The 26,631-nt window shown below is 60.8% G+C and carries 21 protein-coding genes and 1 pseudogene; 1 reads left to right on the top strand and 21 read right to left on the bottom strand.

What is annotated here, in order from left to right; all coding sequences use genetic code 11:
* Positions 1-2 precede the first annotated feature (2 nt).
* From EJ077_RS02390 to EJ077_RS02355, 8 genes are all read right to left on the bottom strand, one after another.
* Positions 3-2,276, bottom strand: coding sequence for a cation-translocating P-type ATPase (locus tag EJ077_RS02390; RefSeq protein ID WP_126059322.1), 2,274 nt, complete (start codon positions 2,274-2,276; stop codon positions 3-5).
* Positions 2,273-2,770, bottom strand: a complete 498-nt coding sequence (locus tag EJ077_RS02385) for a FixH family protein (protein WP_126057792.1) — start codon at positions 2,768-2,770, stop codon at positions 2,273-2,275. Before EJ077_RS02385 ends, EJ077_RS02390 begins: the two co-directional genes overlap by 4 nt.
* Positions 2,767-4,326 carry a cytochrome c oxidase accessory protein CcoG gene (gene ccoG, locus EJ077_RS02380; protein ID WP_126057791.1) on the bottom strand — a complete coding sequence of 520 codons (1,560 nt, stop codon included), beginning with the start codon at positions 4,324-4,326 and terminating at the stop codon, positions 2,767-2,769. The genes EJ077_RS02385 and ccoG overlap by 4 nt, the downstream gene beginning before the upstream one ends.
* Before the next feature lie 166 nt (positions 4,327-4,492).
* Positions 4,493-5,356, bottom strand: coding sequence for a cytochrome-c oxidase, cbb3-type subunit III (gene ccoP, locus EJ077_RS02375; RefSeq protein ID WP_126057790.1), 864 nt, complete (start codon positions 5,354-5,356; stop codon positions 4,493-4,495).
* 2 nt (positions 5,357-5,358) lie between these two features.
* Complete coding sequence (locus EJ077_RS02370) at positions 5,359-5,508, bottom strand: cbb3-type cytochrome c oxidase subunit 3 (protein WP_024502864.1); 150 nt, start codon at positions 5,506-5,508, stop codon at positions 5,359-5,361.
* An 11-nt stretch (positions 5,509-5,519) separates the two neighbouring features.
* On the bottom strand, positions 5,520-6,251 hold the full coding sequence (ccoO, locus tag EJ077_RS02365; protein ID WP_126057789.1) for a cytochrome-c oxidase, cbb3-type subunit II: 732 nt from the start codon (positions 6,249-6,251) through the stop codon (positions 5,520-5,522).
* Complete coding sequence (ccoN, locus tag EJ077_RS02360; protein ID WP_126057788.1) at positions 6,251-7,870, bottom strand: cytochrome-c oxidase, cbb3-type subunit I; 1,620 nt, start codon at positions 7,868-7,870, stop codon at positions 6,251-6,253. Before ccoN ends, ccoO begins: the two co-directional genes overlap by 1 nt.
* A gap of 496 nt (positions 7,871-8,366) precedes the next feature.
* Positions 8,367-9,110: a Crp/Fnr family transcriptional regulator gene (locus EJ077_RS02355; protein ID WP_126057787.1), complete on the bottom strand. Its 744-nt coding sequence runs from the start codon at positions 9,108-9,110 to the stop codon at positions 8,367-8,369.
* A 152-nt stretch (positions 9,111-9,262) separates the two neighbouring features.
* Between EJ077_RS02355 and hemN the strand changes: the two genes are divergently transcribed.
* Positions 9,263-10,612: an oxygen-independent coproporphyrinogen III oxidase gene (hemN, locus tag EJ077_RS02350; protein WP_126059321.1), complete on the top strand. Its 1,350-nt coding sequence runs from the start codon at positions 9,263-9,265 to the stop codon at positions 10,610-10,612.
* 235 nt (positions 10,613-10,847) lie between these two features.
* Here the strand turns inward: hemN and EJ077_RS02345 are convergent, their stop codons facing one another.
* From EJ077_RS02345 to EJ077_RS02285, 13 genes and pseudogenes are all read right to left on the bottom strand, one after another.
* Positions 10,848-11,090, bottom strand: coding sequence for a DUF2274 domain-containing protein (locus EJ077_RS02345; RefSeq protein ID WP_126057786.1), 243 nt, complete (start codon positions 11,088-11,090; stop codon positions 10,848-10,850).
* A gap of 12 nt (positions 11,091-11,102) precedes the next feature.
* Entirely contained in the window at positions 11,103-12,317 is a 1,215-nt protein-coding gene (locus EJ077_RS02340; protein WP_126057785.1) for a TrbI/VirB10 family protein, read from the bottom strand.
* Positions 12,314-13,339, bottom strand: a complete 1,026-nt coding sequence (gene trbG / locus EJ077_RS02335) for a P-type conjugative transfer protein TrbG (protein WP_127232321.1) — start codon at positions 13,337-13,339, stop codon at positions 12,314-12,316. Before trbG ends, EJ077_RS02340 begins: the two co-directional genes overlap by 4 nt.
* Positions 13,340-13,450: 111 nt before the next feature.
* Positions 13,451-14,071 (bottom strand): annotated as a pseudogene (gene trbF, locus EJ077_RS02330) (conjugal transfer protein TrbF); the annotation flags it as partial.
* The gene (trbL, locus tag EJ077_RS02325; protein WP_126057783.1) at positions 14,072-15,394 is read right to left on the bottom strand and encodes a P-type conjugative transfer protein TrbL; all 1,323 of its coding nucleotides are present in this window, start codon (positions 15,392-15,394) and stop codon (positions 14,072-14,074) included.
* Between the two features lie 33 nt (positions 15,395-15,427).
* Positions 15,428-16,153: a P-type conjugative transfer protein TrbJ gene (gene trbJ / locus EJ077_RS02320; RefSeq protein WP_024502854.1), complete on the bottom strand. Its 726-nt coding sequence runs from the start codon at positions 16,151-16,153 to the stop codon at positions 15,428-15,430.
* A complete protein-coding gene (gene trbE / locus EJ077_RS02315) occupies positions 16,150-18,600 on the bottom strand; it encodes a conjugal transfer protein TrbE (RefSeq protein WP_126057782.1) in 2,451 nt (816 codons plus the stop codon). The genes trbJ and trbE overlap by 4 nt, the downstream gene beginning before the upstream one ends.
* Complete coding sequence (locus EJ077_RS02310; RefSeq protein ID WP_024502852.1) at positions 18,594-18,866, bottom strand: VirB3 family type IV secretion system protein; 273 nt, start codon at positions 18,864-18,866, stop codon at positions 18,594-18,596. Before EJ077_RS02310 ends, trbE begins: the two co-directional genes overlap by 7 nt.
* Positions 18,866-19,174, bottom strand: a complete 309-nt coding sequence (locus tag EJ077_RS02305; RefSeq protein ID WP_126057781.1) for a TrbC/VirB2 family protein — start codon at positions 19,172-19,174, stop codon at positions 18,866-18,868. Before EJ077_RS02305 ends, EJ077_RS02310 begins: the two co-directional genes overlap by 1 nt.
* Before the next feature lie 12 nt (positions 19,175-19,186).
* Positions 19,187-20,155 (bottom strand): P-type conjugative transfer ATPase TrbB, encoded by a 969-nt coding sequence (gene trbB / locus EJ077_RS02300; RefSeq protein WP_024502850.1) that lies wholly within the window; start codon positions 20,153-20,155, stop codon positions 19,187-19,189.
* Positions 20,152-20,565, bottom strand: coding sequence for a CopG family transcriptional regulator (locus tag EJ077_RS02295; RefSeq protein ID WP_095488561.1), 414 nt, complete (start codon positions 20,563-20,565; stop codon positions 20,152-20,154). The genes trbB and EJ077_RS02295 overlap by 4 nt, the downstream gene beginning before the upstream one ends.
* Positions 20,566-20,681: 116 nt before the next feature.
* Positions 20,682-22,706 (bottom strand): conjugal transfer protein TraG, encoded by a 2,025-nt coding sequence (locus tag EJ077_RS02290; protein WP_024502848.1) that lies wholly within the window; start codon positions 22,704-22,706, stop codon positions 20,682-20,684.
* A gap of 206 nt (positions 22,707-22,912) precedes the next feature.
* Positions 22,913-25,867, bottom strand: coding sequence for a Ulp1 family isopeptidase (locus EJ077_RS02285; RefSeq protein ID WP_245458618.1), 2,955 nt, complete (start codon positions 25,865-25,867; stop codon positions 22,913-22,915).
* Between the last annotated feature and the right edge of the window lie 764 nt (positions 25,868-26,631).

Here is a 26,631-nt window from a genome sequence, read left to right as displayed (position 1 = left end):
GATTATGCCGAATAGCTGACTGCGGAGCGTCCGACTTTTTGAATAACTTGCAGCGTCGCATTCGCCCCGAAGCCGTGCAAGCGCAATGCGTTTCCAATAACAAGCACCGATGAGGCAGACATGGCAATCGCCGCTAACAAAGGCGTGGCGTGCCCGAGGATGGCGATTGGTACTGCCACCGCATTGTAGACGATCGCAATCGCGATGTTCTGGCGGATCAGGTGTCCCGCCTTGCGCGAGACGTCCAGCGCGAGAGGCACTGCCAGAAGGCTTTCGCGCAGGAATACGAAGTCGGCGGCATTGCGGCCAATGTCGGCGGCGGTAGCTGGAGCGATCGAGACATGCGCCGCGCTGAGCGCCGGCGTGTCGTTGAGGCCGTCGCCAACCATCAGAACCTTGTGTCCGTCTTTCGCCAGGGTCTCGATGCGCTCGACCTTGCCGGATGGCAGCAGGCACGGAACGAAGTCCTTGACACCCAGCATTTCTGCGACTTCACCGCAGGCACCCGCAGTATCGCCCGACAGCATTTCCACTGACACCCCGGCATGGCTCAATTGCCCGATCGCCGCCTTGGCGTCTGCGCGCAGCGCGTCCTCAAAATCGAAGGTCGCGACAATGAACCCGTCTTTTGTCAGCACGGTTCCGCCATGTTTGCCTTCACCACCGGTCCGGGCTCTCCATCCAGCCCATCCGCGTCGGCCTAGCCGCCAGGTGCTTCCGGCTCCAGTGGCTTCGATTCCAAACCCTGGATGCTCGGTGACGGCATCAAATTTGTACTGCCCGCCGGGATGGGCAAAACCGGCTATGGCCTTTGAAAAAGGATGGCGGGAATGCGTAGCCATGTCTCCCGCGACTGCCAGCATGGCCGGATCGATCGACGATGCATTGACCAGCCGGGGCTGGCCGAGCGTGAGCGTTCCGGTCTTGTCGAACACCGCTGTATCAATCGTCGCCAGGCGCTCCATGGCAGAACCGTCCTTTACCATGATGCCGTTCTCAAACAGGCGCCGCGCGGCGACCACCTGAACGATCGGTACGGCGAGGCCGAGCGCGCACGGGCAGGTGATGATCAGAACGGCAATGGCGATGGTTATCGCCCGGTGCCAGTCGCCGGTCACCGCCATCCAGCCAAGGAACGTCGCGAAGGCTGTGAGATGAACCACCGGGGCATAGAGCGCTGAAACGCGATCGGCGATCCGGCGATAATGCGCGCGGCCGCCCTCTGCGGCTTCCATAAGACGAACCATTTCCGCCAGAAACGAATCCTTCGCGGCGGCTGTCGCCTCAATCGTCAGCGGGCCGGTAAGATTGAGCACGCCGGCCTGAACTGCTTCGCCCGGCGCCACGTTTTTCGGCGTGCTTTCGCCTGAGGCCAGCGAGCAGTCGAGATCCGACGTTCCCTGGATGATCTTGCCGTCGACGGGGATCCTCTCACCGGCTGCGATCAACAACCGCATGCCTGGTTCGATCTCGCCGACCGGCAAATAGTCGCGCGCGCCGTCGCTGCGCAGCACCATGGCGCCATGTGCGGCCAACTGGGACAGGCCTTTCACAGCGGTCCGGGCACGTTCGCGCATCACGTGATCCAACGTGCGGCCGATCAACAGGAAGAACAGCAGCGATACCGACGCGTCAAAATAGGCGTGATCGCCATGGTTGATCGTCTCGTAGAGGCTCATGGCGTAGGCGAGCGAAACACCGACCGCGATCGGCACGTCCATATTCATGCGGCCATGGCGCAAAGCATTCCAGGCCGAACGGAAGAAGATGCCGCCGGCGAAGGCGAGGGCAGGAATGGCGATCAGCGCCGAGACCCAGTGAAACAGGTCGCGGGTAGCACCTTCGGCGCCGGACCAGACCGAGACCGAAAGCAGCATGATGTTGCCCGCCGCAAAGCCGGCAACCGCGACCGCGCGGATCAAATCCGATAACGTCCTGTCCTTGTCGCCGACCTCGGAAGGGAAGAGATGCGCCTGGTAGCCTAGCCGCCCAAGCGCGACGACGAACGGTGGGACCTCGTCACCACGCCACCGGACAGAGACCCGTTTCGTCGACAGGTTGACGCGGGCGCTCTCGACGCGATCGAGCTTTCCCAGCGCCGTCTCGATCGTCTGGATGCAGCCTGCGCAATGAACCGTCGGTACTGAAAGATCGGTCTGGTGAAGATCATCGCCAAGCGATCGGCTCGCCAGCCTGATCTCCTGGCTGGACGGCAGGACCGATCCGGTGTTGACCAGATCAAGCGCCATTTCGGCGCCCGGTGCACAACAACTCATTGCAGCGCTCCATTGGAAATCATGATCCGGCGGACGTCGCGATACGGTTTGTCCAGACCGGCGTCGGCGTCGACTTCGACAATCCAGACGCCGTCCTTCGGCATGTGCTGGGCTGCGAATTCCTGGCCCGAGGCGGGTGCGAGGGTGACCGACTTGTCCTCCTTCTCGTACGCGGGATGGCGAAACAGCACCTTGACGCCGTGCAAGGGAACCGGCTTGCCGGCGACGTCGGCGAGGCCATAGCGAACTTCGCCCCATGCGATGGTCAGCTTGCCGGTCCAGCCAAGTGCTGCCTGCGCCCGTCCTTCCTCGGCCTTCTTGTTGAATTGCTGGCTCGCCACATAGGTGTTTTCGACGACGAGGCCAGTCCAGCTTGTGCTGGCGAGCGTTGCCATGGTCAGATTGACTGCGATGACCACGCCGAAAAAGGCCAGGATGATGACCAGCATGTGCCTGCCGGTGAATTCACGAGGCTTTTGTACATTGGCAGTCATCTGAGGGGCTCCGGCGCGTTGAAGGTGGCGGTGTACTCGTTCGACTCAAAGCTGGCTCTGTCCTCGACGCGGAACTTGAAGGTCTGTGCCGGAGCGCGGATCTGGTCCGCCGGCTGGCGAACGAAGACCCTCAGCATTTTCAGGCGGTCGGGTTCGACCGGAATGGCGAAGGAACGGCCTGCGGGGATGTCGTCGCCGACGACGACCATGTCAGCGCCTTCAAGGCCCTGCATGGTTACGACGATCGTCCTCGGCTCGGGGATCATGTTGAGCAGCTTGACGGTATAGCCATTGCGGATGGATCCGTCGGTCAGCGTGACGAACTGGGGATTGCGATCATGCAATACGTTCAGTTCGAGCCGATCGCGCGTCAGCAGCGAATAGAGCAGGCCGAGGCCGATCAGCGACCACAAGCCCATGTAGACGTAGGTGCGCGGCCGAAAGATCTTGCGGATGTGAAAATGCGCCACCTTGTCGGAGAACAGGCCATCAGCGGTCCTGATCAGCGATGGATTGACTGAGCTGGACCCGCCTGCAGTCGCCAGCATCATGTTGGCGTTGTAGTCGGAGAGCGTCGCATAGGCGATCAGCCCACGCTCCTTGCCGAGCTTGTCCATGACGCCGTCACAGGCGTCGATGCAGAGCGCGCAAGTGATGCATTCGAGCTGCTGGCCGTCGCGAATGTCTATCCCCATCGGGCAGACCGCGACACAGGCATTGCAGTCGACGCAGTCGCCCACGGGCTGGCCTGCGGCCAGCACCTTCTTGGCGTGGCGCGAACGCGGTTCGCCGCGCCAGTCATTGTAGGTGACAGTGAGGGAATTTTCATCGAGCATGGCCGCCTGGATGCGGGGCCACGGGCACATATAGGTGCAGACCTGTTCGCGCATCAGACCGCCGAACGTGTAGGTGGTAGCCGTCAGGACGGCGACAGTGATGTAGGCGACGGGCGCCGCAGTGCCGGTGAAGAGCTCGCCGAGCAGCGTCGGTGCATCGGCAAAGTAGAAGATCCAGGCGCCGCCAGTCGCCGCCCCTATGACCAGCCAGATGGTGTGCTTGGACACACGCAGCATGAGCTTGCGCGCGGTCCAGGGACCTGCGTCAAGTTTCATGCGGGCGTTGCGGTCCCCCTCGATCGCACGTTCGACGACGAGGAACAGATCGACCCACACCGTCTGAGGGCATGCATAGCCGCACCAGGCACGGCCGACAGTCGAGGTGATCAGGAAAAGACCGACGCCCGCCATGACCAGGAGGCCGGCCACATAGAAGAATTCCTGGGGCCATATCTCGATGAAGAAGAAGTAGAAGCGCCGGTTCGCGAGATCGAGCAGGACTGCCTGGTCCGGGGCAAATGGACCGCGAGCCCAAGGCAGCCACGCAGCCAGGTAGTAGATGCCAAGTGTGATCGTCATCACCAGCCATTTGAAGCGACGAAAGTTGCCCGAGGCGCGCTTCGGAAAGATCTTTTGACGCGCGGCATAAAGCGGCTTGCGGGTTTTGGCGGAATTGACAGTTTCTGTTTCGAGCCGTGTCAACTGCGTCTTATCACGCATGTGCAACTCCACTTTCCCAGCCAATGTCAGGGGCACCTGTCGTAAAGCCTCGCGGTAGGATAGCCTTGCCGGGTTGTGCAGATCGCATTAGGGATGGTGTCGAGGCCCGGCTCACGCCGGGCCTCGTCCGCTTGGCAGGGGGGACCGAAGAATAGGACTTCCATTCCTATTCTCCGCCGCCAAGCGAATGGACATAAACTGCAAGTTCCTTGACCTTGATCTCGCCGAGACGGCCAACCCAGGCCGGCATGACGCCCTGTTTTGGCGCACGGACCTGTGCGGCGATGGCTGTCTCACCGGATCCATAGAGCCAGATCGCATCGGTCAGGTCGGGGGCGCCGAATTCCCTGTTGCCTTTTGCATTGTCGCCGTGACAGGCGACGCAGTTCTCGGCAAAGACCTTGGCGCCGGGTTGGATCAGACTTGCATCGCGGACCTTGCCGGAAAGGCTGGCCACGTAGGCGCTGACTTGTGCGATCTGGTCGGCGGTAATGATGTCGCCGAAGGCCGGCATTTCCGACAGGCGCGTGTCCGGATCGGATGCGAAGCGGATGCCGTGCGTAATCGTCTGCTGGATCTGCTCGGCCTTGCCGCCCCATAGCCAGTCGTCGTCGTTGAGATTGGGAAAGCCCTTGGAACCTTGGGCGCCGGAGCCGTGACATTGTACGCAATTGACCTTGAAAGCGGCGCCACCGGCGGCGATTGCGAATTCGCGCAGGCCGTCGTCCGCGGAGATCTCCGAGACGCTCTTGGACTCCACCGCCGAGATATATTTGCCCTTGGCGGCCTCAGCCGCAGTCAGCTCGTTCCTGACCTCGTTGCGGCTGGAATAGCCGAGCACACCCTTCGTCGCCGAGTGCAACAGAGGCCATGCTGGATAGGCGATGGTGTAGCCTATCGCCCAGACAATGGTGACGTAAAAGGTGATAACCCACCATCTGGGAAGCGGGTTGTTCAGCTCCCGGATGCCATCCCATTCGTGGCCGGTGGTCGAGACGCCAGAGATTTCATCGATATGCTCGTCGCTCATGATCACTCGTCCTCGAGCGGAATGCGGGCCGCTTCGTCGGCCAGCCTTCGGCTGCCGGGGCGTAGGGCAAAGGCGATGCACCCCACGAAGAACAGCGCCATCGCAACCAGGCCCCAGCTGTCGGCAAACGCCCGCATCAAATTGTAGGTCATCAGCGTTCTCCTCAGCGGTAGCCGGCGGCTTCGTCGTAATTTTTGAAGTCGACCAGTGTGCCAAGCATCTGCAGGTAGGCGAGCAGGGCATCCATTTCGGTGACCTGTTGCGGGTTGCCGTCGAAGTCGCCGATCTTGGCTTTTGGGTAACGCGCCTCAAGGCCTGATGTGTCGGCATTGGGATCGGCCTGCGCCGCCAGATCCGCATTGGCGTGGACGATCATGTCATCGGTGTAAGGGACGGCTACAAGCCTGTTGGCGACCAGATGCGTTGAGAAATCCTTCACGTCGATCGGCGTGTCTTTCAGGAACCCATAGCTCGGCATGATCGATTCCGGCACCACCGAGCGCGGGTCGGTAAGATGCGCGACATGCCATGCATTCGAGTAGCGGTCGCCAACTCTGGCGAGATCCGGCCCGGTGCGCTTCGATCCCCACTGGAAGGGGTGATCGTACATGGACTCGGCAGCTAGGCTGTAGTGGCCATAGCGCTCAACTTCGTCGCGGAACGGCCTGATCATCTGGCTATGACAGAGGTAGCAGCCCTCGCGCATATAGATGTTGCGCCCGACAAGTTCGAGCGGCGAATAGGGGCGCATGCCTTCCACCTTCTCGATCGTATTGTCGAGATAGAAGAGAGGCGCGATCTCGACGATGCCGCCGACCGTCACCACGAGCAGCGAGCCAACGAGAAGAAGCGTGGCGTTCTTCTCGATGATTGCGTGTTTGTCCATCAAGCCCATTACCTGGCTCCTGATCGCGCAGGTCGGATGGCGACGGGGCTCGGCATCGGCTCCTCCTCGCGCTGGTGGCCGAGGATGGTCCTGGTGATGTTCCAGGCCATGATCAGCGCGCCGGAGAGGTACATGGCCCCACCGATGGCGCGCATGACATAGTAGGGGTGCATGGCGGCGACGGTCTCGGCGAAGGAGTAGACCAGGAAGCCCTGCTCGTCGTATTCGCGCCACATCAGGCCCTGCATGACGCCGGATACCCACATCACCGCGGCGTAGACAACGATACCAAGTGTCGCCAGCCAGAAATGCCAGGTGACCAGCCGCAACGAGTAGAGCCGTTGCCGGTTCCAGAGCTTCGGCACCATGTAGTAGATTGCGCCGAACGAGATCATGCCAACCCAGCCGAGCGCGCCCGAATGGACGTGGCCGATCGTCCAGTCGGTATAATGCGACAGCGAATTGACCGCCCGGATCGCCATGATGGGGCCTTCGAAGGTCGACATGCCATAGAAGGCGACGGCCATCACCATCATGCGTATGATCGGATCGGTGCGCAGCTTGTCCCAGGCGCCGGACAGCGTCATCAGGCCGTTGATCATGCCGCCCCAGGACGGCATCCACAGCATGATCGAGAACACCATGCCGAGCGTCTGCGCCCAATCGGGCAAGGCGGTGTAGTGCAGGTGATGCGGCCCGGCCCAGATGTAGAGAAAGATGATCGCCCAGAAATGGACGATCGACAGCCGGTACGAATAGACTGGCCGGTTCGCCTGCTTGGGCACGAAATAATACATCATGCCGAGGAAGCCGGCGGTGAGAAAGAAGCCGACCGCGTTGTGGCCGTACCACCATTGCGTCAAGGCGTCCTGGACCCCTGAAAAGGCGGAGTAGCTCTTGGAGCCCAGGAACGAGACTGGTATGGACAGGTTGTTGACCACATGCAGCATCGCGATGGTGACGATGAACGACAGGTAGAACCAGTTGGCCACGTAGATATGCGGTTCCTTGCGCTTCAGGATCGTGCCAAGGAACAGAATGAGGTAGGCGACCCAGACGATGGTCAGCCAGACATCCACATACCATTCGGGTTCGGCGTACTCGCGGCCCTCGGTGATGCCGAGCAGGTAGCCGGTCGCGGCCATGACGATGAACAGCTGGTAGCCCCAGAAGACGAACCAGGCCAGATCACGGCCGAAGAGGCGGGCGCGGCAGGTGCGCTGCACGACATACAGAGACGTGCAAAGCAGCGCGTTGCCGCCGAAGGCGAAGACGACACCGGATGTGTGCAACGGCCGCAAACGACCGAAATTGAACCAGGGCTGGATGTTGAGATCGGGGTAGGCGAGCTGCAGCGCGATCACCACGCCGACCAGCATGCCGACGACACCCCAGAACACGGTGGCGATCGCGCCGTAGCGGATCGGACCATCCATGTAAGCGGATGGGTCAATCGGAGCTGCTGGCTTGAACTCCGTGTTGCGCAACAGGATCGCAGTGAAACCAGCCACTGCGAAGAACAACACCCACATGTGTCGGCGGAAAGGTTCATCCACGCCGAAGCCGGCGGCCACCAGGGCCGCAAAAGCGAACACGCTTAGAAGGACGATCTCTGTGCCGAATTTCATTGCAGATCCCGATCTCGAATCTGGTGGATGCCAAATCCGCAGCGCACTAATCGCGCAGCCGCCGCCCCCTCGCCCTGATCTATGTCAGGCCGCAAGATTTTGTGTCGGCGGCGCAATCAGCAGGTGGCGAATGAACGAGGAACGCAGCGCGGGCTCACCCCCCTCATGGAAGGCGTTCCCTGGGTTGGGCGGGCGCAGACGCGATCGCTGAGGCGAAAGCTGAGGCCCTGCGCGCGTTGGATGCTATTGCCGATGCCCTGCCAAACGTTGTTCGGATCCCATTGGAAACGAACGCGATCGTTCCGCCGAGCCGTGGCAGATTAAGGACCATGCTTCGCCGGTATGTGCCGAAACACACCTGGCGATTGGTCACGTTCCTATCAAAGCCCGAAAGCTGTTTGTCTCGACCGTGACGCCGCTTCGTCGAAGGCGCGGCAACATCGCATTAAAAGGCAAACACGGCCCGCCCCGGAGTCATGCGACATGGCCTCGCCGCTTAGGGCCGCTCGCGTCCGCCGCCACAGCGCTTCTCCAGACGGCTTATGCTGTCCACCGTCACATGGCGTGCGTTCTCAATCCGAATCACCCCGTCAGCCCGCAATCGCGTCAGTTGGCGGCTCACGGTCTCGTTGGTGATTCCAAGGAAATCAGACATTTCGACACGCGTCAGCGGCAGATCGAAGGACGCCGACCCGGAAGCCGCATCGAGACTGGAATCGATATTCCGGGCCATCATGAGGAGAAAAGTCGCTACCTTTTCCGGAGCTGTCTTGCGCCCCAGCGTCACCATCCACTCGCGCGCCTCATCGAGTTCATTCAGCGTCTGTTTGAGCAGGCGATGCTCGAATTCCCGTGACGCCTTCATCATCCGTTCGACGGCCGCTCGCGGAAACGAACACAGCGTGACTGCTGTTGCCGCTTCCGCATTGATCGAGCTTTCCACCTTGAAAGGACGTCCCAGAAAATCCGGTGCAAACTGGAGACCGACGATCTGCTGGCGCCCATCCGACAGGCTCTTTGATAGCTTTACAACGCCTGAAAGCACGTTGGAGTAGCTGTCGACGTTCTGTGCCTCGCCGGTCAACTCCATTCCTGACTCGATCCGGCGACGCGAGCAAGTCTTGGCGAGCCCAACCAAATTGTCTGGATCGAGCGCACCGCAGACACCGCGACGCCGTGCCTCGCAAGGGAAGCAAAGAACAGGAATGCCGGAACTATGAATGTCTTGCCGAAAGGTCATGCGTTCGCCTTACCCGATCCTAACTGCCGGCAGGATACCCATCCAGGGTAGAGAAATCCTGCGGCGGTTTGTCCATGAGCGCGGCTGATCGAGATCAGGGTCTGCTTCAGCGATGCGTGCAGTGTTCCGGCGGGCAACACGGTGAACGCGAGATGCAATCGGAAATAGCTGTCAAACTCAGCGAGAACGTCCCACGCTACACCAGCTATCCGACGGCGCCGCATTTCCATTCGGGGATCGATGCTGCCATTTACCGTGGCTGGTTGGAGACGCTGGAAAGCGGCGACGAAATCTCGCTGTACCTGCACATTCCTTACTGCGACAAGCTCTGCTGGTTCTGCGCCTGCCACACCAAGCAGACGCACCAATATGAGCCGGTGGCCGCTTATCTGCGCTCGCTGAATGCCGAAATCGTCACGATTGCCGGTCTGCTGAGCGGCAAGGCACATGTCCGTGCAATCCACTTCGGTGGCGGTTCGCCAACTATTCTGAGGCCCGATGATATGGTTGCTCTTGGAGCGGCCTTGCGGGACAGCTTCGACTTTCTCCCGGATGCTACGGTCAGCATCGAAATCGAAACCAACGACATGGACAAGGCGCGCCTTGATGCACTTGCTCAAATCGGCGTAACCCGGGCGAGCCTCGGCGTGCAGGATTTCGATCCGCAAGTGCAAAAAGCAATTAATCGTGAGCAGAGTTTTTTGCAGACCAAGGCAGTCGTCGACGGGGTTCGTTCGCGGGGCGTCGAATCGGTCAATCTGGACCTGCTCTACGGGCTCCCGAATCAGACACGCGAGACGATCTGTTCCACGGTGGCGCAGGCACTGACCTTGGAGCCAGACCGGATGGCCCTGTTCGGCTACGCACATGTGCCCTGGTTCAAGAAGCATCAGACGATGATCGACGAGGCATGGCTGCCGAGTCCCACTGAGCGTTTCGCCCAATCTCAACTCGCGGCGCGGGCAATTGTCGCCAAGGGATATGAGGCAATAGGACTCGATCATTTCGCGAAGCCCGACGATGCGCTGGCCATAGCGGCCCGCGCAGGGGTTTTGCATCGCAATTTTCAGGGCTACACTGAGGATCGCTGCCCGACACTGATCGGACTTGGCCCTTCGTCCATCGGTCGTTTTCGCCAAGGCTACGTGCAAAACATGGCTTCGACTGCCGGGTACGGGCGCATGGTTGCGGATGGCGGGTTGGCTGCCGTCCGCGGCGTTGCCCTTTCCGACGACGATCGCGTCCGTGGCTGGATCATCGAGCGGCTGATGTGTGATTTTGCCTTCTCGGCAGTCGATCTGGTGGAGCGGTTCGGCAAAGCCGGCGAGCAGCTCCTTCATCGCTCGAGGTCCATCGCACTCCACGATCCTGCCCGAGCGCTTGAATTCGATGGTGACAGTTTCCTCGTACGGACTGAAAGTCGCCCCTTCATTCGAACCATCGCGGCCAAGTTCGATACATATTTCAAAGGGGGAACGGCGAGGCACTCGGTGGCGGTCTGAGCAAAGCACAGTGCGCTCGCCGTTTGGTCGATCGGCGAACCAGCTGCGTTCGTTTTGACCGCTCATAGGCGACTACCGCATCAAATCGAAAATGCAAACTTAGGCTGTTGCGCGGTATCTCCTTCCACATCCTCTCTTGCGCATACCTACATTCCAAGGGGTTTGATCCTATGCTTCGCGAGGAGCAGGTAGGTCGCGACAGCTAGGCAATGTTCCAGCTGCCCTAGCGGAGGAGTCACGATTTTCCGGCAAGCTCCGTCGGCAGACGTTCTTTTCTGGCCCTGGCAAAGGCTCGGTCGCCTTCCAGAAACGCCGCCAGCATGAAAGGGATGAGTTCTGCCACGGTTTCAGACTGACCATAGGTCTGACGGTAAAGTGCAGCATACTCCTTGAGTGTTTGGCTCAGCTCCGCGCTGACGGTAATGGTGATCTTCGAAGCTGTTCGGTCCGGAAGTTTTCCAAGTTTCAGGTCAGCCATGATAACTCCTGCTCAACTGGCGTATGGCCGCAGCACGATGTCCTTGTGCACGATGACGCGCAGTGGCCAACCTGGGCGGACGACGATGGTGGGCTGGATATTGAGGTTTTTTTCGGTGATGCGCTGGCCGGCTCGACTGGCGTTCTGCTGGGCTGATTCCCGGATCGCCTTGACCAGATCGCTCTCGTTTTCGCCGAGGCTGAATTCTGTGCCGACACCGAGCAATGTGGCAAGCGCCACTCCCTTGATCATCTGCCAAGTGTGGAAATCGACTTTGTCTTCCAGCCCTGCGTAGCCGGCGGTGTCGCTCGCGGGCAGATTGTCGATTTCGGCCGACGAGCCGTCGGGCAGCAGAATGCGCTGCCAGACCAGCAGCGCTCGCTTTTGCCCGAACGCGACGACGCTGTCGTAGACGCCGATAAGACGTGAGCCCTGCGGAATCAGCAATATGTTGCCCGTGACCGTGTCGTGCACATTTTCGGTGACTTGCGCGACGACAAGGCCCGGCAAATCGGAATTGATGCCGGTGATCAGGCTGGCGGCAATCACGCTGCCAGCCATCAGTTGATATGGCGAGATCGGCGTCTGAAGCGCATGCGGATTGTAGATCCCGCCAGTGCTCCGCTGGCTGAGAAAATCAAGCTTTCGCTGCTGATTGTTCTGGTCGCCTTCCGCCGCCGCCACCGAGGCTGACGCGCGTCCTGCTTCGGATTGGGGAAGCGCCTCAAATGGATGCTGAGCAGTTTGCACGCTCTCTCCGACATCTGTCTGTTGAGCTCGATTTTCGACGCGGAAAAGCACCCGCGATTCACGCGCTTCGATCGCCTGCTGCGCTAGACGCTGCTCCTCGGCCGAGATGTCTTGGCCCGGCACGATGCCGAGCTGGCGCTGCCGCTCGAGGATGGGGCGGCCGAGGTCGCCCGGCAAAGGTAGCCCAAGGACGGGAGGCTTTGGCTTCATGCCGGAATAGTCATGGGGAAGCGTATCGAGTCCCTCGGCGGTTGGTTTGCGCTCAGTGTTGTAGAGATCTTCCGCCTGATCCCTGATGCGAAGGGCCGGCCCCTGGAGGGCGATCATGGTAACGCCGAAGACAGCGCCGGATCCGAGCGCTGCGATAGCGATGATCACACCGCGCCTGAACCGCACCACGCGGCGGGGAGAGGCCCGAAGCTGCAGTTCCTCGGGATCCAGTTTCGGCGGGATGCCAGAGCGGGAATTTTCGATCATGAGCCCTCACCTCGCCGGCTGCCGCGAAAGAGCGAGATCCGCCGTTGCGGTTGCCTGCCGTCAATCCTGCTGATGCGGATCACCTGCTGCCGCTTGGTGCCGAGGCGAAGTTCGGCCGCGGCGAAGAGCCGATCGACGATGTAATAGTTGCCGCGCACGCGATAGTTGACGAGCTCGCTGCTCCCATCTGCGCCGACGATGAAGAGTGGTGGCGCCTCGCCCTGATCTATGCGACGAGGGAACTCAATATAGACCTTGCTGCCGTCGTCGAAGGCTCGCGTCGGTCTCCAGGGCGGTGTGTCGCCACTGATTGAGTAGCGAAAGCGAAGGTTTTCGAGCGCGATGTTCGACGCGACCGGTGTAACTGCCTCGGCTTGAGCATTGCGCTGGCGAAGCGCGATGATCTGGTCTTGGCTGTAGGTCCAGGAGATTGCCGCCATTGCGGTCTTCTCGGTGCTTTGAAGCTGCAAATGATAGGTCCGCCGGTCCGTCGTAATGACGACATTGGTGGCAAGACCCGGCGCGAAGGGTTTTACCAGAACATGGGTGCGCTGATTGTCACCGGTGCCGCTTGCGGTATCGCCAATGACCCAGCGCACGGTGTCGCCAGCCGACACGGCGGTTAGTTTCTCGCCCGGCTGCAGAGCGATGTCGGTCACGCGCTCCGGCGCGGCATAGAGTTGATAAAGCGCGCCATCGGTGAAGGGGTAGACTTGCACTGCATTAACATACCCGTACTTGGTGGGTTGCTGGGTCGCGGCTTTGTTGGCATCAGCGACGCGTTCTTCAGGAGGGCGCTTGTCCTCGGCCTTGCCGGGCTCGGGCTGCATTTGGCCAGGCAGCGGCAGTGGTTTTGGCACCTCGACAATTCTAATCGGCCTCTCCGGCGCTTTTTCGATCGCGGCCGGTTTGAAGTCGGCAGCGTCATAGGAAATCTCAGGCGGCGGCACCTTCTTCGATGCACAAGCGGAAACGACCGCTGCCGACACCGATAGGATCAGCACGGCACGAATCGGTGACATTTTACCTTTCATTGGTGGACTCCGTCGGAGAAAGGGGGCTGGGACGGCGCTGTCGAGCTCGCGTGACCAGTCAATGGCATTGATGAAGACGCCGAGCGGATTCTTGCGCAGCTGATCCGTATTGCTTGGCGAGCGGATCACGATCGTGAGGATCGCAGTCCAGCGCATCGTGCTGGCAAGGCTTCCGCGCTCAAACACCTGCTCGGTCCATTTGACCTGGAATGAACTTTCGGAGGCTCTGACCACGCTGGTGACCTGTACCGAAACACTGCGCGTTCCGATCTGACCGAAGGGGTCGTTCGCCTTGGCGTATTCGTTGAGGAAGAGCGCTGCGCGATCGCTAGCAAAGTCGTACGCTGCCAACCAGTTCTGCCGAACCAAAACCGGATCGGTGGAAACGGAACGGACATTCTGGATGAAGCGGCCGAGATGCCAGGCGATCTGAGCATCCGAGGGCTCATAATTCCGGACCGCCGGCGCGACGGCGCGCGTCTCGCCGAAGCCATCGACCTCGACGACATAAGGCACGACACGGCTTTGCATCGACTGCCATACGAGTCCGCCGGAAAGCCCGGTCGCCAAGGCCAGGCAGCCAAGGGCCATGATCCGCCAGTTCCTGGCCTGCAGTCGAGATGAGCCGATGCGCTCGTCCCACAGTTGGGCGGCTTTTTGATACGGCGTGACCGGTTCGGGTGTTTTGCCGTAACGGTGCACGGGTCGCTTGAAGAGCATCTAGTCATCCTTGTCGTTGAGAGAGGGGTTGGCGCTGCCTCCCGGCCGGTCTCCGTCTCGGACAGCTTGCATGGCAGCGTGGCGATTTGCCCGGGCGGTCTGTTCAGAACGTAGGCGCCTTGCCCACGTCGGCGCCGAAACAGTGGCCGAACCGGCAGAGCGTTCGGTCATTGACGCTGTCGGCGCGCCGCCGGTCGCGGTCCACGCGGCATCGCGCCCGGCATCGGCGTTGCGCCCAACACTTGCAGTGGCGGATCGCGCTATGCGTATAGCGGCGCCGCCAGCTGCACTGGTTACACCATGCATTCCAGCAGCCACACCGGAGAGGCCAGCGTCGGGCGAGGTTGCGCGCCCGATCTGCCATGACGTGGAAGCAGCCGATCCCATTGTTGTGCCGGCTCGGATGGCGGCGAGACCGCCGCTGGTTGCCATACGCGCGCCAGCAAATGCTGTGCCTCCAGCAACGAGTGATACACCCGCTGCCGCCGCGGTCGTGCCGAGGGCGGCGCCCGCCCCAAGCTGCGGTGCGCCTGAGACAAGACCCGACGCGATCCCCGGCCCAAAAATGCCAAGGCCAAGCAGTGCCAGTGCGCCCAGTACCTGGGACATGGCACCGGCAAGATCCGGCTCCTTGCCTTGCAATGCGGAAGCGAACTCCCCGAAGAGCGTGGAGCCGATACCGACAATGACGGCGAGCACCATCACCTTGATGCCTGACGAGATAACATGGCCGAGCACGCGTTCGGCCAGGAACGCTGAACGGTTCCAAAGTGCGAATGGAACCAAAACAAAACCTGCCAGCGTGGTGAGCTTGAACTCTAGGATGGTGATGAAAAGCTGGATGGAAAGGATGAAGAAGGCGATGATAACCAGGAACCAGGCCATCAGCAGCACGAAGATGGTCAGTGCGTTGCCGAAGATTTCCGGGAAGCCCAGGAGCTGACTGGCTTGGTCAAGCATTGGCCAAGCACCTTCGAAACCGGTCGCGGCAATGCGGCCCGGGCGCAAGAGATTGTCTGCCGACAGATTGCCGGCCGACGCCTTAATCCCGAGACCGGCAAAAGAACGATAAACGATATCGGCGAGGTTCTTGAAATTGTTCAGAATGAAGGCGAAGACGCCAACATAGAGCACCTTGCGGACAAGCCGGCCGAGAACGCTGGTTTCGTCGCCGAGCGCCCACGCCAGGCCGGCAAGTGTGATGTCAATGCCGATCAGAATGGTAGTGAGGAAGGCGAGGTCGCCCGATAGCAGACCGAACCCGCTGTCGATGTAGCGGATGAAGGTCTCCATGAAGCGATCGATGACGCCAAGGTCGTTCATGCCGCTGCCTTTCTCGTCGTGATGAACTCGTGATTAATTGCCGGGATAAGCCGAGCCGGTACCCAAGAACCGCTTCGTCATCTCGCGGGCGGCTTCGTCTGACTGGGCCTTGCGGGCGGCATCCTCGGCCTCAGCTCGAAACTGCGTTGCGAGCAGCGTCTGGATCTGCATCTGCTGTTTTGTCGAAAGCGCCATCAGCTGGTTGGTGGCCTGGCTTGCCTGAAGCGCACCGGCCGCCCCTTGGCTGCGGTTGACGAGATCGGCGAGCAGATCGCCGTCGGCGCGGACGTTCTCGACGATTTGCGACTGGACACCCATGGTCTGGCGGAACGCCTGCATGGCGGTTTGCCAACGCTCCCGCGCAGCACTCGCCACATCGCTGACTTTGATCGTGGCGTCGTAGCTTTCCGGATATTGGCTGCGCCACTGGTCTTGAAGCTTGCCCAGATCAAAGCTGAGGCCACTCGCCTGGTCCATCAAGCCGTCGATGCGATGGAGCGAACCGGTGAGTTGGCCAACGGAAGAGAAATCCAGACGCTGAAGATTGCGCGCCATGTTCTGCAGCATGGTCGCCTGATTCTGCAGCGACTGGATTTGGTTGTTGATCTGCTCCAATGCGCGCGCGGCCGTCAGCACGTTCTGCGCATAATTGGACGGATCGAACACGATAAGGGCGTACGCGGGCTGCACATAGTCGGCCATAGGCTTGGCGATCAGGGAAACGGTGATCAGGCCGGAGAGAAGGCGTCGCCGCATCATGAGAATTGCTCCTTGTCTGGTTGAGGGAATTGCTTGAGAAGTTCGCCGGCCCAATCGAGGCCGCGCGCGATCAGGAACTGCGAGGCAAAGCTGCCTTGCCCGTCTTCGGACATGATCCTGTCGATCAGAGTCTGCGTGGCCGGATCGGAAGCACCGCAAAGCGCAAGAGCGATGGGGCCAAGCTCGAGCTCGAACAGACGGTTGCCGCGGCGCGATTGCAGATAATACTGACGCTTCGGCGTGGCGCGGGCGATCAATTCGATCTGCCGCTCGCTTAAACCGAAGCGCTCGTAGGCTGTGCGCGCCTGGGGTTCCACGGCACGATCATTGGGAAGGAAAATGCGCTGCGGGCAGCTTTCGATGATTGCCGGCGCTATGCCAGAGCCCGCGATATCAGCCAGCGACTGCGTAGCGAAGACAACCGACACGTTCTTCTTTCGCAGCACCTTCAGCCATTCGCGGATGCGGGCGGCGAACAGCGGATTGTCGAGATAGACCCACGCCTCGTCGAGCATGATCAGCGTGGGCCGTCCGTCGAACCGTTCCTCAAGTCGCTGGAACAGATAGGTAAGCACCGGCAGCAAAGCGCCTTGGCTGTGCATTAACTCCTCGGTCTCGAAACACTGCACATCCGACAAGGCCAGCCCATCATGATCGGCATCGAGCAGGCGGCCGAAGGGACCGTCGAGCGTGTAGGGCATCAATGCGGTCTTCAGCGCATTGGATTGAAGCAGGACCGAAAGACCGGTCAGTGTGCGTTCCTGCGCCGGCGCGGTGGCAAGGCTGGCCAGCGCTGACCAAATAGCCTCCTTCACCTCCGGCGTGACGGTGACGTTCTCGTGGGCAACAAGGCTGGCGATCCATTCGGCCGCCCAGCTTCGGCTAGCCTGGTCGTTGATGCTGCGCAGTGGCTGAAAGGCAAGGGAACCGTCCGCTCCTAGCGCGTGGTGTTCTCCACCCATGGCAAGTGTTGCAGCACGGGCCGAATTGCCTTTGTCGAAGACATAAACCTGGGCGCCGGCATAGCGCCTGAACTGCAGAGCAATCAGAGCAAGCAGAACCGACTTGCCGGCGCCGGTCGGACCAACAACCAGCATGTGGCCGACATCTTCGACGTGGGTGGAAAGCCGAAACGGTGTCGACCCACTGGTCTCGGCAACGAAAAGCGGTGGCGCTTCGGTTTGGGTGACTTTCGCGAGATGCTCGTTTGTCGCAGGACCGGCCCAAACCGACGACAGCGGCATGAGATGGGCAAGGTTCAATGTATGAACGAGCGGTTGGCGAACGTTAGCGTAGACATGGCCAGGCAATGAGCCGAGCCAAGCCTCGACCGCATTGACGCCTTCTCGGATCGTGGTGAAGCCGAGCCCATTGATGATGCGCTCGACCGCGCGAAGCTTCTCTGCAGCGGCTTGGCGATCCTCGCCCCACACCGTCACGGTGGTGGTGAGATAGCCGAAACTCACATGATCACCGCCCAATGCCTGAAGGGCTTCGTCGGCATCGAGCGCCTTGTTGTCGGCATCGTTATCGACAAGCGGGACCGGCTCGTTGGTAATGACCTCGCGTAGGATTGCCACGATCGATTTGCGCTTGGCAAACCACTGCCGGCGCAATCGCGTCAGCGTCTTCGTGGCTTCCGTTTTCTCGAGCGGAATGAAGCGCGTCATCCAGCGATAGGCGAAATCCTGATGATTGAGGGTATCGAGGATTCCGGGCCGGGTGAGGTTCGGAAAGCCGAGGATGGTCAGTGTGCGAAGATGCTGCTCACCCAGCATCGGCTCCAGGCCACCGGTAAGCGGCGCATCGACCAGGATTGCATCCAGATATATCGGCGTTTCCGGGGCCATGATAGGATGGCGACGAGGCGAAATCGTGCCGTGGAGGTAGGTCAACGTCTGAGCATCATCGAGGACGCGTACTTCGGACATGAAACCCGAGAAGAGATCGAGCACGCGGTTGGTCTCGTCACGGAACCTCGCCAGATCCTGGCGCCAGTCTCTTTCTCCTCGGGAATAATGAGAGTCGACGAGCGCGCTTTCTGCGCGCGCCTGGGCGTCCGGCGGTGGCATAAACACCAAGGTCAGATGATAGCGGCTCTCGTAGTGCGCTACCTTCCCCTCGAAAGCAGCGCGGCGTTCTTCGTCGACCAGCCACGACGCGGCGTCAGGAAAATGCGAGTTCGGATAGCCCAGCGCTTCTGTGCGCTCGGCCTCAAAGAACAATGCCCAGCCAGAGCCAAGGCGTCTGAGAGCATTGTTCGCCCGGGCGCAAATGCCGACGAGTTCAGCCTCCGTCGCACTTTCGAGATCCGGGCCGCGGAACCGCAACGTCCGCTGAAAGCTGCCGTCCTTGTTGAGCACGATGCCGGGCGCCACCAAGGCAGCCCAGGGTAGATGGTCGGCAAGCCGGTCGGCTTTGCTTCGATATTCCGAAAGGTTCAGCATGCAAGCCACCCCTTCAGACGTAGGTGGCGCACAAGCACGCTGGCGAAGTCCGGATCGCGTCTTGCGGCAAACACCGCTAACGAGTGGCCTGCGATCCAAAGCACCAGACCAGCAATCCATTGCTGCAAGCCGAAGCCAATGGCCGCGGCCACTGTACCGTTGAGGATCGCCACCGCGCGCGGAGCCCCGCCGAGCAGGATCGGCTCGGTCAGCGCCCGGTGGACCGGTACTGCGAAGCCCTCGATATGCTGCTCCCCGGCGGCCATCAGACGAGCGCCCCACCACCGAAGGAGAAGAAGGAGAGGAAGAAGCTCGATGCCGCGAAGGCGATTGACAGACCGAAGACGATCTGAATCAGGCGCCGAAAACCACCGGCGGTGTCGCCGAAGGCAAGCGTCAGGCCGGTGGTGATAATGATGATCACCGCAACGATCTTGGCGACCGGTCCCTGCACGGACTCCAGGATCTGCTGCAGCGGCTGCTCCCACGGCATGCCGGAGCCGGCGGCATAAACCGGGGCCGTGTTAAGAAACGCGAGCGCTGTGGACGAAAGAAAGCGAAGCTTCTTGCGCATGAGGAAGGCCTTTCAAAGCTGCTGGAGTTGCGAAAGCGTGAGCGGGGCAACGGCGTAATCGCCGCTGCCGTCGAGACCGGTGACCTCGGCGATTGCGTCGATGTGGCGCGACGAGCCGCGTCCCGCTATGAAGACGATCAGATCTATCGCCTCAGCGATGAGCCGGCGGGGAACGGTGACCACCGCTTCCTGGGCGAGTTGCTCAATGCGATAGAGAGCCGAGCGCGCGGAATTGGCGTGTACGGTAGCGATGCCGCCTGGGTGCCCGGTGTTCCATGCCTTCAGCATGTCGAGCGCTTCCGCGCCCCTCACCTCGCCCACGATGATGCGGTCCGGCCTGAGCCTCAGCGTCGAGCGCACGAGATCGGCAAGGGTGACCGAGCCCCGCCTTGTTCTCAGGGCAACGCAGTCCCTGGCCGCGCACTGCAGTTCGCGTGTGTCCTCGATCAGGATCACCCGATCGTCGCATTCGGCGACTTCAGCCAGCAGAGCGTTGGCGAGTGTTGTCTTCCCCGAGGAAGTGCCGCCGGCGATCAGCATGTTGCGCCGCTCGCGGACGGCCTTTTTCAGCGCATCGGCCTGCAGCGGCAGCATGATGCGTTCGGCAACATAGTCGGCCAGGGTGTAGACTTTCGCGGCGGGCTTGCGGATGGCAAAACATGGCGCCAACACCACAGGTGGCAGCAGGCCTTCGAAGCGTTCGCCAGACGGCAATTCGGCACTGACGATCGGGTTGTCGGCGTGCGCCTCGGCGCGCACGTGCGAAGCAACCAGGCGGATGATACGTTCTGCCTCGGACGGGTGCATGTGAACGTCGGTATCGACCCGACCTTCGCCTAACCGGTCGAGTCGCAGCGCGCCGTCGGGATTGACCATCACCTCGATGACGGACGGATCGGCCAGGGCTTCGGTGATTGCCGGACCCATGGCGGTGCGCAGCATGACACGCCGCCGGTGGTCGGCCTCGGGATGAGAGCTCATCCTTCCCCTCCCCCACCATTGTCTTTGCTAAGCGACTTTTTGCCGGAAGCGATCTGGCGGCCGACCTTCTCAACGAATTTCTCGAAACGCTCTTGGGCAATAGCCTGCGTTGCCCGATCCGGGACCGGCGTGTGGGCGTGAAGGGTGATCGAAAAGCGGATGAAGAGCGCCAGGCTCTCCAGGATCACCTCGGAATCGCGCCTGACGTGGGCAAGATCGCGGGAGAGCCGGTCAAGCCTTACGCCGTAGCGCCGATCGAACTCGCTCTCGCCACGCCGCTCGATGAACGCCTCGATCGCCTTCGCCACGATCGCTGATTTGGTCGTTGACGGATCGCGACTGAGGTTGTCCAGTTTCTCGCTGAGCTCCGGCTCAAGCAGAAACTGATGGCGAATGCGGTGCGGCTTCATGCGGCTCGTTCCGACGGCCCGGCGTTGCGCCGGCGACGGGAGAAGCATCGGCCAGACGCTCAAAATTGCTTATGGCCGTTATCTACGCTGAGGTGCGCTCTGCAACTCAGCGGACTTCAGAAGCCGGGAATGACATCGTCGCCCCTGCCCTCGTTGATACCGTAGGCGCGGGCCGCAGTGGAAATCCGATCCATGACACGCTTGTCCGCGAGCGCTTCGCTGTCATCGTCTGCGGGCTTGTACAGATCGGCCTGATCGGGCTCTTGAGAGACAACAACGTCTTCTTCGGGCAGGCTTGGATGGCGTTGCTGCTGAACGCCTCCCTCGTCTTCAACTGGCGCGTCGGCGCTTTCCTCGTCCGCAGCAAGTCGGCTATCGACGCTGCACACTTGTCCAGTCCAGCCGTCCGGGCGTGATGCAGGGCAGTCCGCATAGGGTCCGTCGTGCAGCACCGGCGCAGGCAGCACCCGATCTGTGAAATTCTGATCCTGATAATAGCGCAGCTTCTTGGCGCGGATCGGCGGCAACCCAGAAACCAGGACCAATTCGTCTGACGGCGGCAATTGCATCACCTCGCCTGGCGTCAGGAGCGGGCGCGCGGTTTCCTGGCGGCTCACCATGACATGTGAAAGCCAGGGCGCAAGCCGATGGCCCGCATAGTTGCGCATCGACCTAAGTTCGGTTGCGGTGCCGAGGGCATCCGAGATGCGCTTGGCCGTGCGTTCGTCATTGGAGGAAAAGGCAATTCGCACGTGGCAATTGTCGAGAATAGCATTGTTCTCGCCATAGGCCTTTGAAACCTGGTTCAAAGATTGTGCGATCAGATAGGAGCGAATGCCATAACCTGCCATGAAGGCGAGCGCCGTTTCGAAGAAGTCGAGGCGACCGAGCGCCGGAAACTCGTCCAGCATCATGAGCAGCTGATGCTTACGGCTCTTCTTCGGGTCCCCCTCCAGACGCTCCGTCAACCGCCTGCCGATCTGGTTCAAGATCAGTCGCACCAAAGGCTTGGTGCGCGAGATATCCGAAGGCGGCACGACCAGATAGAGCGACAGCGGTCGCTCTCCATCCACTAGGTCAGCGATGCGCCAGTCGCAGGACGAAGTGGCCGCCGCGACCGTTGGATCACGATAAAGCCCAAGAAAGGACATGGCGGTCGAGAGGACGCCTGAGCGCTCGTTTTCCGACTTGTTCAGGAGTTCGCGAGCCGCCGAGGCCACTACGGGATGGACCTGAGGGTTATGCCCCGTCCCGAGATGGTTTGTCGTCATCATCCGCCGTAGCGTTGCGGCAAACGAGCGTTGCGGGTCCGACAGGAAGGTGGCGACGCGGGCTAGCGTCTTGTCCTCTTCAGCGTAGAGCACGTGCAAAATGGCGCCAACTAGGAGTGAATGGCTGGTCTTCTCCCAGTGATTCCGTCGCTCCAGCGCGCCCTCGGGATCGACGAGGATGTCGGCGATGTTTTGAACGTCCCGGATCTCATCTGGGCCTTTGCGCACCTCCAGCAGCGGGTTGTAGCGTGCCGATCTCGGGTCGGTCGGATTGAACAGAAGGCAGTACGAGAATTTCGACCGCCAGCCGGAGGTCAACTGCCAATTTTCGCCTTTTATATCATGAATGATGGCAGACCCGGTCCAGGAAAGTAGCGTTGGAACAACCAGCCCCACGCCCTTGCCCGAACGCGTCGGCGCAAATGCCATGACGTGCTCCGGGCCGTCATGGCGCAGATAGCGATCGTTCAGCCTACCGAGGAAAACGCCCGCCGGCCGTAACAACCCTGCCGTCTCGACCTCATGAGTCGTGGCCCACCGTGAAGACCCATAGGTCGTAACCGACCCGCGCTGTCGCGCGCGCAAAAGCGAGCCTGCGATTGCGGCGGCACAGCCCAGGAATCCGCTGGCGCCTGCAAGCGTACCGGCTTTGTCGAAGACCTCCGGCGCATAAGCATCGAAGTGGAACCACCATTCAAACAGCTTCCACGGCTTGTAGATTGGCCAGCCGGCGAAGAGAAACCATGGTGCGCCGAGAGGCGTCTGGTAGGTCAGCATTTGAGCGCACCATTGGGTTGCCGTCCATACGCCGATAATGACAATTGCGCACACAACGGCGATCTGCCCGATCAGTAGCTTCGTAGGTGTCATCGGCTTGGCCCGCTGAACAACGCGACCTAGCATCGCGCGGTGCAGCCGGGACAGGAATGTTCCTCACATACGATTTGGGAGCAATGAACGACTTCCTACTATGCAGGTCGGTCAGCACGCGTGTTGCGCCTTCACGCGACACCATCCTCTCCATTCACCCTGAGGCCCGGCGCCGCCGACAGTTGCGTGACCGCTCCTCCGCAAAGTTATCTTCTGCGTTCAGGGAGCCAGGGCGCCTGGGCTGGCTGATGAACACCGTCCGCTCGCGCATGTGGGGTCGAATTGATTTGTGCCCAAGTGGAGGCAGGCTCATCATTCAACAGTTGCCGCAGTTCCCCTGGCTCGAACGCCATCATTGGTGGGGAGGCAGGCTCGTCTTCCAACAGTTGCCGCAGTTCCCCTGGCTCGAACGCCATCATCGGTGGGGAAGCGGGTTCATCCTCCAACAGCTGCCGCAGTTCCCCTGGCTCGAACGCCATCATCGGTGGGGAAGCGGGTTCATCCTCCAACAGCTGCCGCAGTTCCCCTGGCTCGAACGCCATCATTGGTGGGGAGGCAGGCTCGTCCTCCAACAGTTGCCGCAGTTCCCCTGACTCGAACGCCATCATTGGTGGGGAGGCAGGCTCGTCTTCCAACAGTTGCCGCAGTTCCCCTGACTCGAACGCCATCATTGGTGGGGAGTCAGGCTCGTCTTCCAACAGTTGCCGCAGTTCCCCTGGCTCGAATGCCATCATCGGTGGGGAGGCGGGTTCATCCTCCAGCAGCTGCCGCGGCTCTTCCTCGTGCGGCAAGCGCCTCCTTAGCCGGTCTTGCAGCGCCTGCCGATCGGCAACGAGGTTGTCGAGGGGCAGCGGCTCGTGGTCTGGCCGCTGCCCTTTCACCAATCGTTCAACCAGCGCCCACGTGCCCTCCAGGACAAATACGCCGCAATCATAATGGTTCGTCTGTCTGGCCATGGGGGCTGGCGCCAAGGTAGCATTCAGCAGTCCTGCGAGCTGTTTTGCAGGCACGTCGTTATATCCCTCTCGCTGGAGGGAGTCGTAGTGATAGGCGAACCGCCTTTCGGGGTCGCGGCGATCAACGAGCAGCAGCGACCAATGGGTGCCGGGGCTAGTAGCCGTGCCATTATTCACTGGCAAGAACAGGAAGTCGGCTGTGGCGTTGTTTTGATTATAGATGGACTGCAATATGCCTCGAGCGTCTTGCGGCGACGTGTGTCGCAGTAGATGGGATACGGAAGGATCCACCAGCCGAGTCCGGGCAGCGAGCGCCGGATTGATCCCCTGCAGTTGCCGCTCCAGCAAATTGTAATCTCTCTGGACATGGGCGTCGCTCAGCCATTCGGCGGCGCCGAGCACCCGCCCCGTTGCAACGTTGGACGGGGCTGTCGGATCGAGCGCCCCGATCTGAGCCCCAGAGGAACTGGTCGTCAGTGTGGTCACATCAACCAGTGGAAGGCCGCGGTAGGTGCCTGGCAGCTTAGCGGTTGCTGGCGAGGCGGGTTGGGGAGCTCTTGCCGGTGCCGCTGGCCCAGCTTCAGCAGCGGCCCCAACGCGCCTGGTGACTGCGTCTGCCGGATGAGCAGCAAGGACAGTTTCGCGCCCGAGCACAATGCGCGGCAGGATATCCCGGAGGTGAGCCAATGCAGAACCGATACTTAGTCTATTACCATAGGAGACAGCCTTGAAGCTCTCAACATCTTTATCCAGCGATTTGTCGTGAATCCGAGCGGCAATCCCAGGCTTGTTATTTTGACGCAGATACTGGCTAAAATGTCTAAGAAAATTTGTATAGCCGCCCACGGTATCTGGATTCCGTCCGGTCGCAGGCGCTGCCAGGTACTCCTTGGTCGAAGCGGCTCTGTAATCTCTAATGAGCTCGGCATCGTCAGGATAGGGGATCACGAGAGGGCGACCCATAATCGGGGCTCCGCTTGTCGACTTCTTGAGGTAACGCAGTGCGCCAGCCACGGTGGAGGAACCACCCGTACTCTCGTACTCCTTGAGATCCTGATCCAGCGACGAATGGTAAAGCCGAGCAGCAAACCCTGGCTTGTTGTTTTGAAGGAGCCACCGACTAAAGCCGAAAAGAGAATTTACATTGAAAGTGACCGTGTTCGCGCTGGCCTTACCCGCGTGGAATGCTGCCCTCAGCCCTTCGATAGCGGTCGCATCGTTGGAATAGACAGGACGCTTGTCGGAACCGTTGGGGACTACAATTGGACGATCCGGCTGCACTGTCGAGGACATCGAACCACCACCTCCGGGATGCGGTGCTGGGGTGGATTCGTGTTCATCCCTCTGCCTGACGAGCTGCGCCTCAGATTCCGGTGTAGCCACCTTATGAGGATCCTGCATCGGTTCGATCCCCTCCATCTCCTGCTGCAACCAAGCCAAAGCTTGGCGAGCGGCGGCTTCATCAACCGCGGAGGATGTCTCCACACCTCTGGCGGACGCCGGCAGAGCCTGCTCCGCCCGCCGTCGAAAGAGCTCTGGCGAGGCGGATTTCTCCGCCCACAATCTGGGCTGCGTAGCGAGTCCCCGTCCAGATTTATGTGGCACCGCCTCGCTTGGCAGCGGGCTGCTCCTGTCCCGTGCAGCTACCAGCCCCTCCGGGGCGCCCTGGTCGCCGTGGCGCCAGTTCAAGTGAGGGACGGCCTCTCCAAAGTCGGGTGCTTGGTGTTGGTGCGCGGTTGGGGCGAGAGACAATGGTAGATCGGTGCCCTCCTTATAACCTACCGGCAGGAGCTCCTCTGGCCAATCGAATCCCTGCTGTGGTGCGGTATGCTGAGCAGCGTCGCCACGGGGACGAGCCTCCATGCTGACCGCGTTTTCCAGATGACTCCCGAGTATAACGCGCGGCGGGTGCTTGCGGATATAAACCAGTGCAGATTCGATCGGAGCTCCACGAGTAGAGGAGGCGGCCTTGTAGCTCTCAACATCTTTATCCAGCGATTCATCGTAAATCCGGCCCGCAATCCCGAGCTTGTCATTTTGACGTAGGTAATGACTGAAATGGTTAAGAGCAGTTGCGTAGCCGCTCGCGGATCTGAAATGTCTAGTGAGCGCGGCGTCGTCAGGATGGGGGTTCAGGACAGCGCGACCCACAATCGGGGCGGCTCCGCCTATCGGCTTCATCAGTTGACGCAGTGCGCCAGCCACTGTGGAGGAACCACCCTACTCTCGTACTCCTCGAGATCCTGGCTCAGCGACGGATGGTAAAGCCGAGCAGCAAACCCTGGCTTTTTGTTTTGAAAGAGCCAACGACTAAAGCCGAAAGAGAATTTGCGCTGCGAGTGACCGTGTCCGGCCTGGCTTTACCCGCAAGGAGTGCAGACTTCAGCCCTTCGATGGCGGTGGCATCGTTGGAATAAACAGGACGCTTGTCGGCACCGTCGGGGCCACAATTGGACGATCCGGCTGCACTGTCGAGGGCATCGACCCATCGAGATGCGGCGCTGGGGTGTATTCGTGCTCATCCCCTGCATCGCGAGCTGCGCCTCCCGTTCCGATGTACCCACCTGATGGGCAGGGAGTTGCATCATCGCGCGAGCGCCTGAGTCACCAACCTGACCTGGTTGCCGCTCAGTGACAGCATGCTGCAGATTGCTTTGGATCCTCTGCCTCTTCGTTGGTCTCAACTCACCTTTGCCATGCGAGCCATTGACGAGGACATCCTCGCCTGGTGCACTCATCAACTCATCCGCCGCCTGCAATTCGCCCAAGTGCTGCTCAAAACCGGCTTGGCCGGCTTGTCCGCTTGCTCGTGCGGTACGGCGTGCTGCACCTGCAGCCAAGCTGCTACGATGAATGTCCAGTTTGTACGGGTGCACGCTAGCCTCACTTCCACAGATCACATGAGCAACCTACTCAGGCAAGCTTTCGAAAGGCTGACGAGGTCCGCCGCCGCGGAAGGCGAAGGCTGG

This window comes from Mesorhizobium sp. M8A.F.Ca.ET.057.01.1.1, assembly GCF_003952565.1.
Classification (GTDB): Bacteria; Pseudomonadota; Alphaproteobacteria; order Rhizobiales; family Rhizobiaceae; genus Mesorhizobium.
The sequence above is the reverse complement of the archived record's forward strand: the minus strand, read 5'-3'. Positions and strand labels throughout refer to the sequence as shown.

What these genes read in the sequence shown, in the direction of transcription:
- EJ077_RS02390 (WP_126059322.1), bottom strand. Translation starts at nt 2,276, where the DNA reads ATGAGTTGTTGTGCACCGGGCGCCGAAATGGCGCTTGATCTGGTCAAC.
- EJ077_RS02385 (WP_126057792.1), bottom strand. Translation starts at nt 2,770, where the DNA reads ATGACTGCCAATGTACAAAAGCCTCGTGAATTCACCGGCAGGCACATG.
- ccoG (WP_126057791.1), bottom strand. Translation starts at nt 4,326, where the DNA reads ATGCGTGATAAGACGCAGTTGACACGGCTCGAAACAGAAACTGTCAAT.
- ccoP (WP_126057790.1), bottom strand. Translation starts at nt 5,356, where the DNA reads ATGAGCGACGAGCATATCGATGAAATCTCTGGCGTCTCGACCACCGGC.
- EJ077_RS02370 (WP_024502864.1), bottom strand. Translation starts at nt 5,508, where the DNA reads ATGACCTACAATTTGATGCGGGCGTTTGCCGACAGCTGGGGCCTGGTT.
- ccoO (WP_126057789.1), bottom strand. Translation starts at nt 6,251, where the DNA reads ATGGGCTTGATGGACAAACACGCAATCATCGAGAAGAACGCCACGCTT.
- ccoN (WP_126057788.1), bottom strand. Translation starts at nt 7,870, where the DNA reads ATGAAATTCGGCACAGAGATCGTCCTTCTAAGCGTGTTCGCTTTTGCG.
- EJ077_RS02355 (WP_126057787.1), bottom strand. Translation starts at nt 9,110, where the DNA reads ATGACCTTTCGGCAAGACATTCATAGTTCCGGCATTCCTGTTCTTTGC.
- hemN (WP_126059321.1), top strand. Translation starts at nt 9,263, where the DNA reads ATGCAATCGGAAATAGCTGTCAAACTCAGCGAGAACGTCCCACGCTAC.
- EJ077_RS02345 (WP_126057786.1), bottom strand. Translation starts at nt 11,090, where the DNA reads ATGGCTGACCTGAAACTTGGAAAACTTCCGGACCGAACAGCTTCGAAG.
- EJ077_RS02340 (WP_126057785.1), bottom strand. Translation starts at nt 12,317, where the DNA reads ATGATCGAAAATTCCCGCTCTGGCATCCCGCCGAAACTGGATCCCGAG.
- trbG (WP_127232321.1), bottom strand. Translation starts at nt 13,339, where the DNA reads ATGTCACCGATTCGTGCCGTGCTGATCCTATCGGTGTCGGCAGCGGTC.
- trbL (WP_126057783.1), bottom strand. Translation starts at nt 15,394, where the DNA reads ATGAACGACCTTGGCGTCATCGATCGCTTCATGGAGACCTTCATCCGC.
- trbJ (WP_024502854.1), bottom strand. Translation starts at nt 16,153, where the DNA reads ATGATGCGGCGACGCCTTCTCTCCGGCCTGATCACCGTTTCCCTGATC.
- trbE (WP_126057782.1), bottom strand. Translation starts at nt 18,600, where the DNA reads ATGCTGAACCTTTCGGAATATCGAAGCAAAGCCGACCGGCTTGCCGAC.
- EJ077_RS02310 (WP_024502852.1), bottom strand. Translation starts at nt 18,866, where the DNA reads ATGGCCGCCGGGGAGCAGCATATCGAGGGCTTCGCAGTACCGGTCCAC.
- EJ077_RS02305 (WP_126057781.1), bottom strand. Translation starts at nt 19,174, where the DNA reads ATGCGCAAGAAGCTTCGCTTTCTTTCGTCCACAGCGCTCGCGTTTCTT.
- trbB (WP_024502850.1), bottom strand. Translation starts at nt 20,155, where the DNA reads ATGAGCTCTCATCCCGAGGCCGACCACCGGCGGCGTGTCATGCTGCGC.
- EJ077_RS02295 (WP_095488561.1), bottom strand. Translation starts at nt 20,565, where the DNA reads ATGAAGCCGCACCGCATTCGCCATCAGTTTCTGCTTGAGCCGGAGCTC.
- EJ077_RS02290 (WP_024502848.1), bottom strand. Translation starts at nt 22,706, where the DNA reads ATGACACCTACGAAGCTACTGATCGGGCAGATCGCCGTTGTGTGCGCA.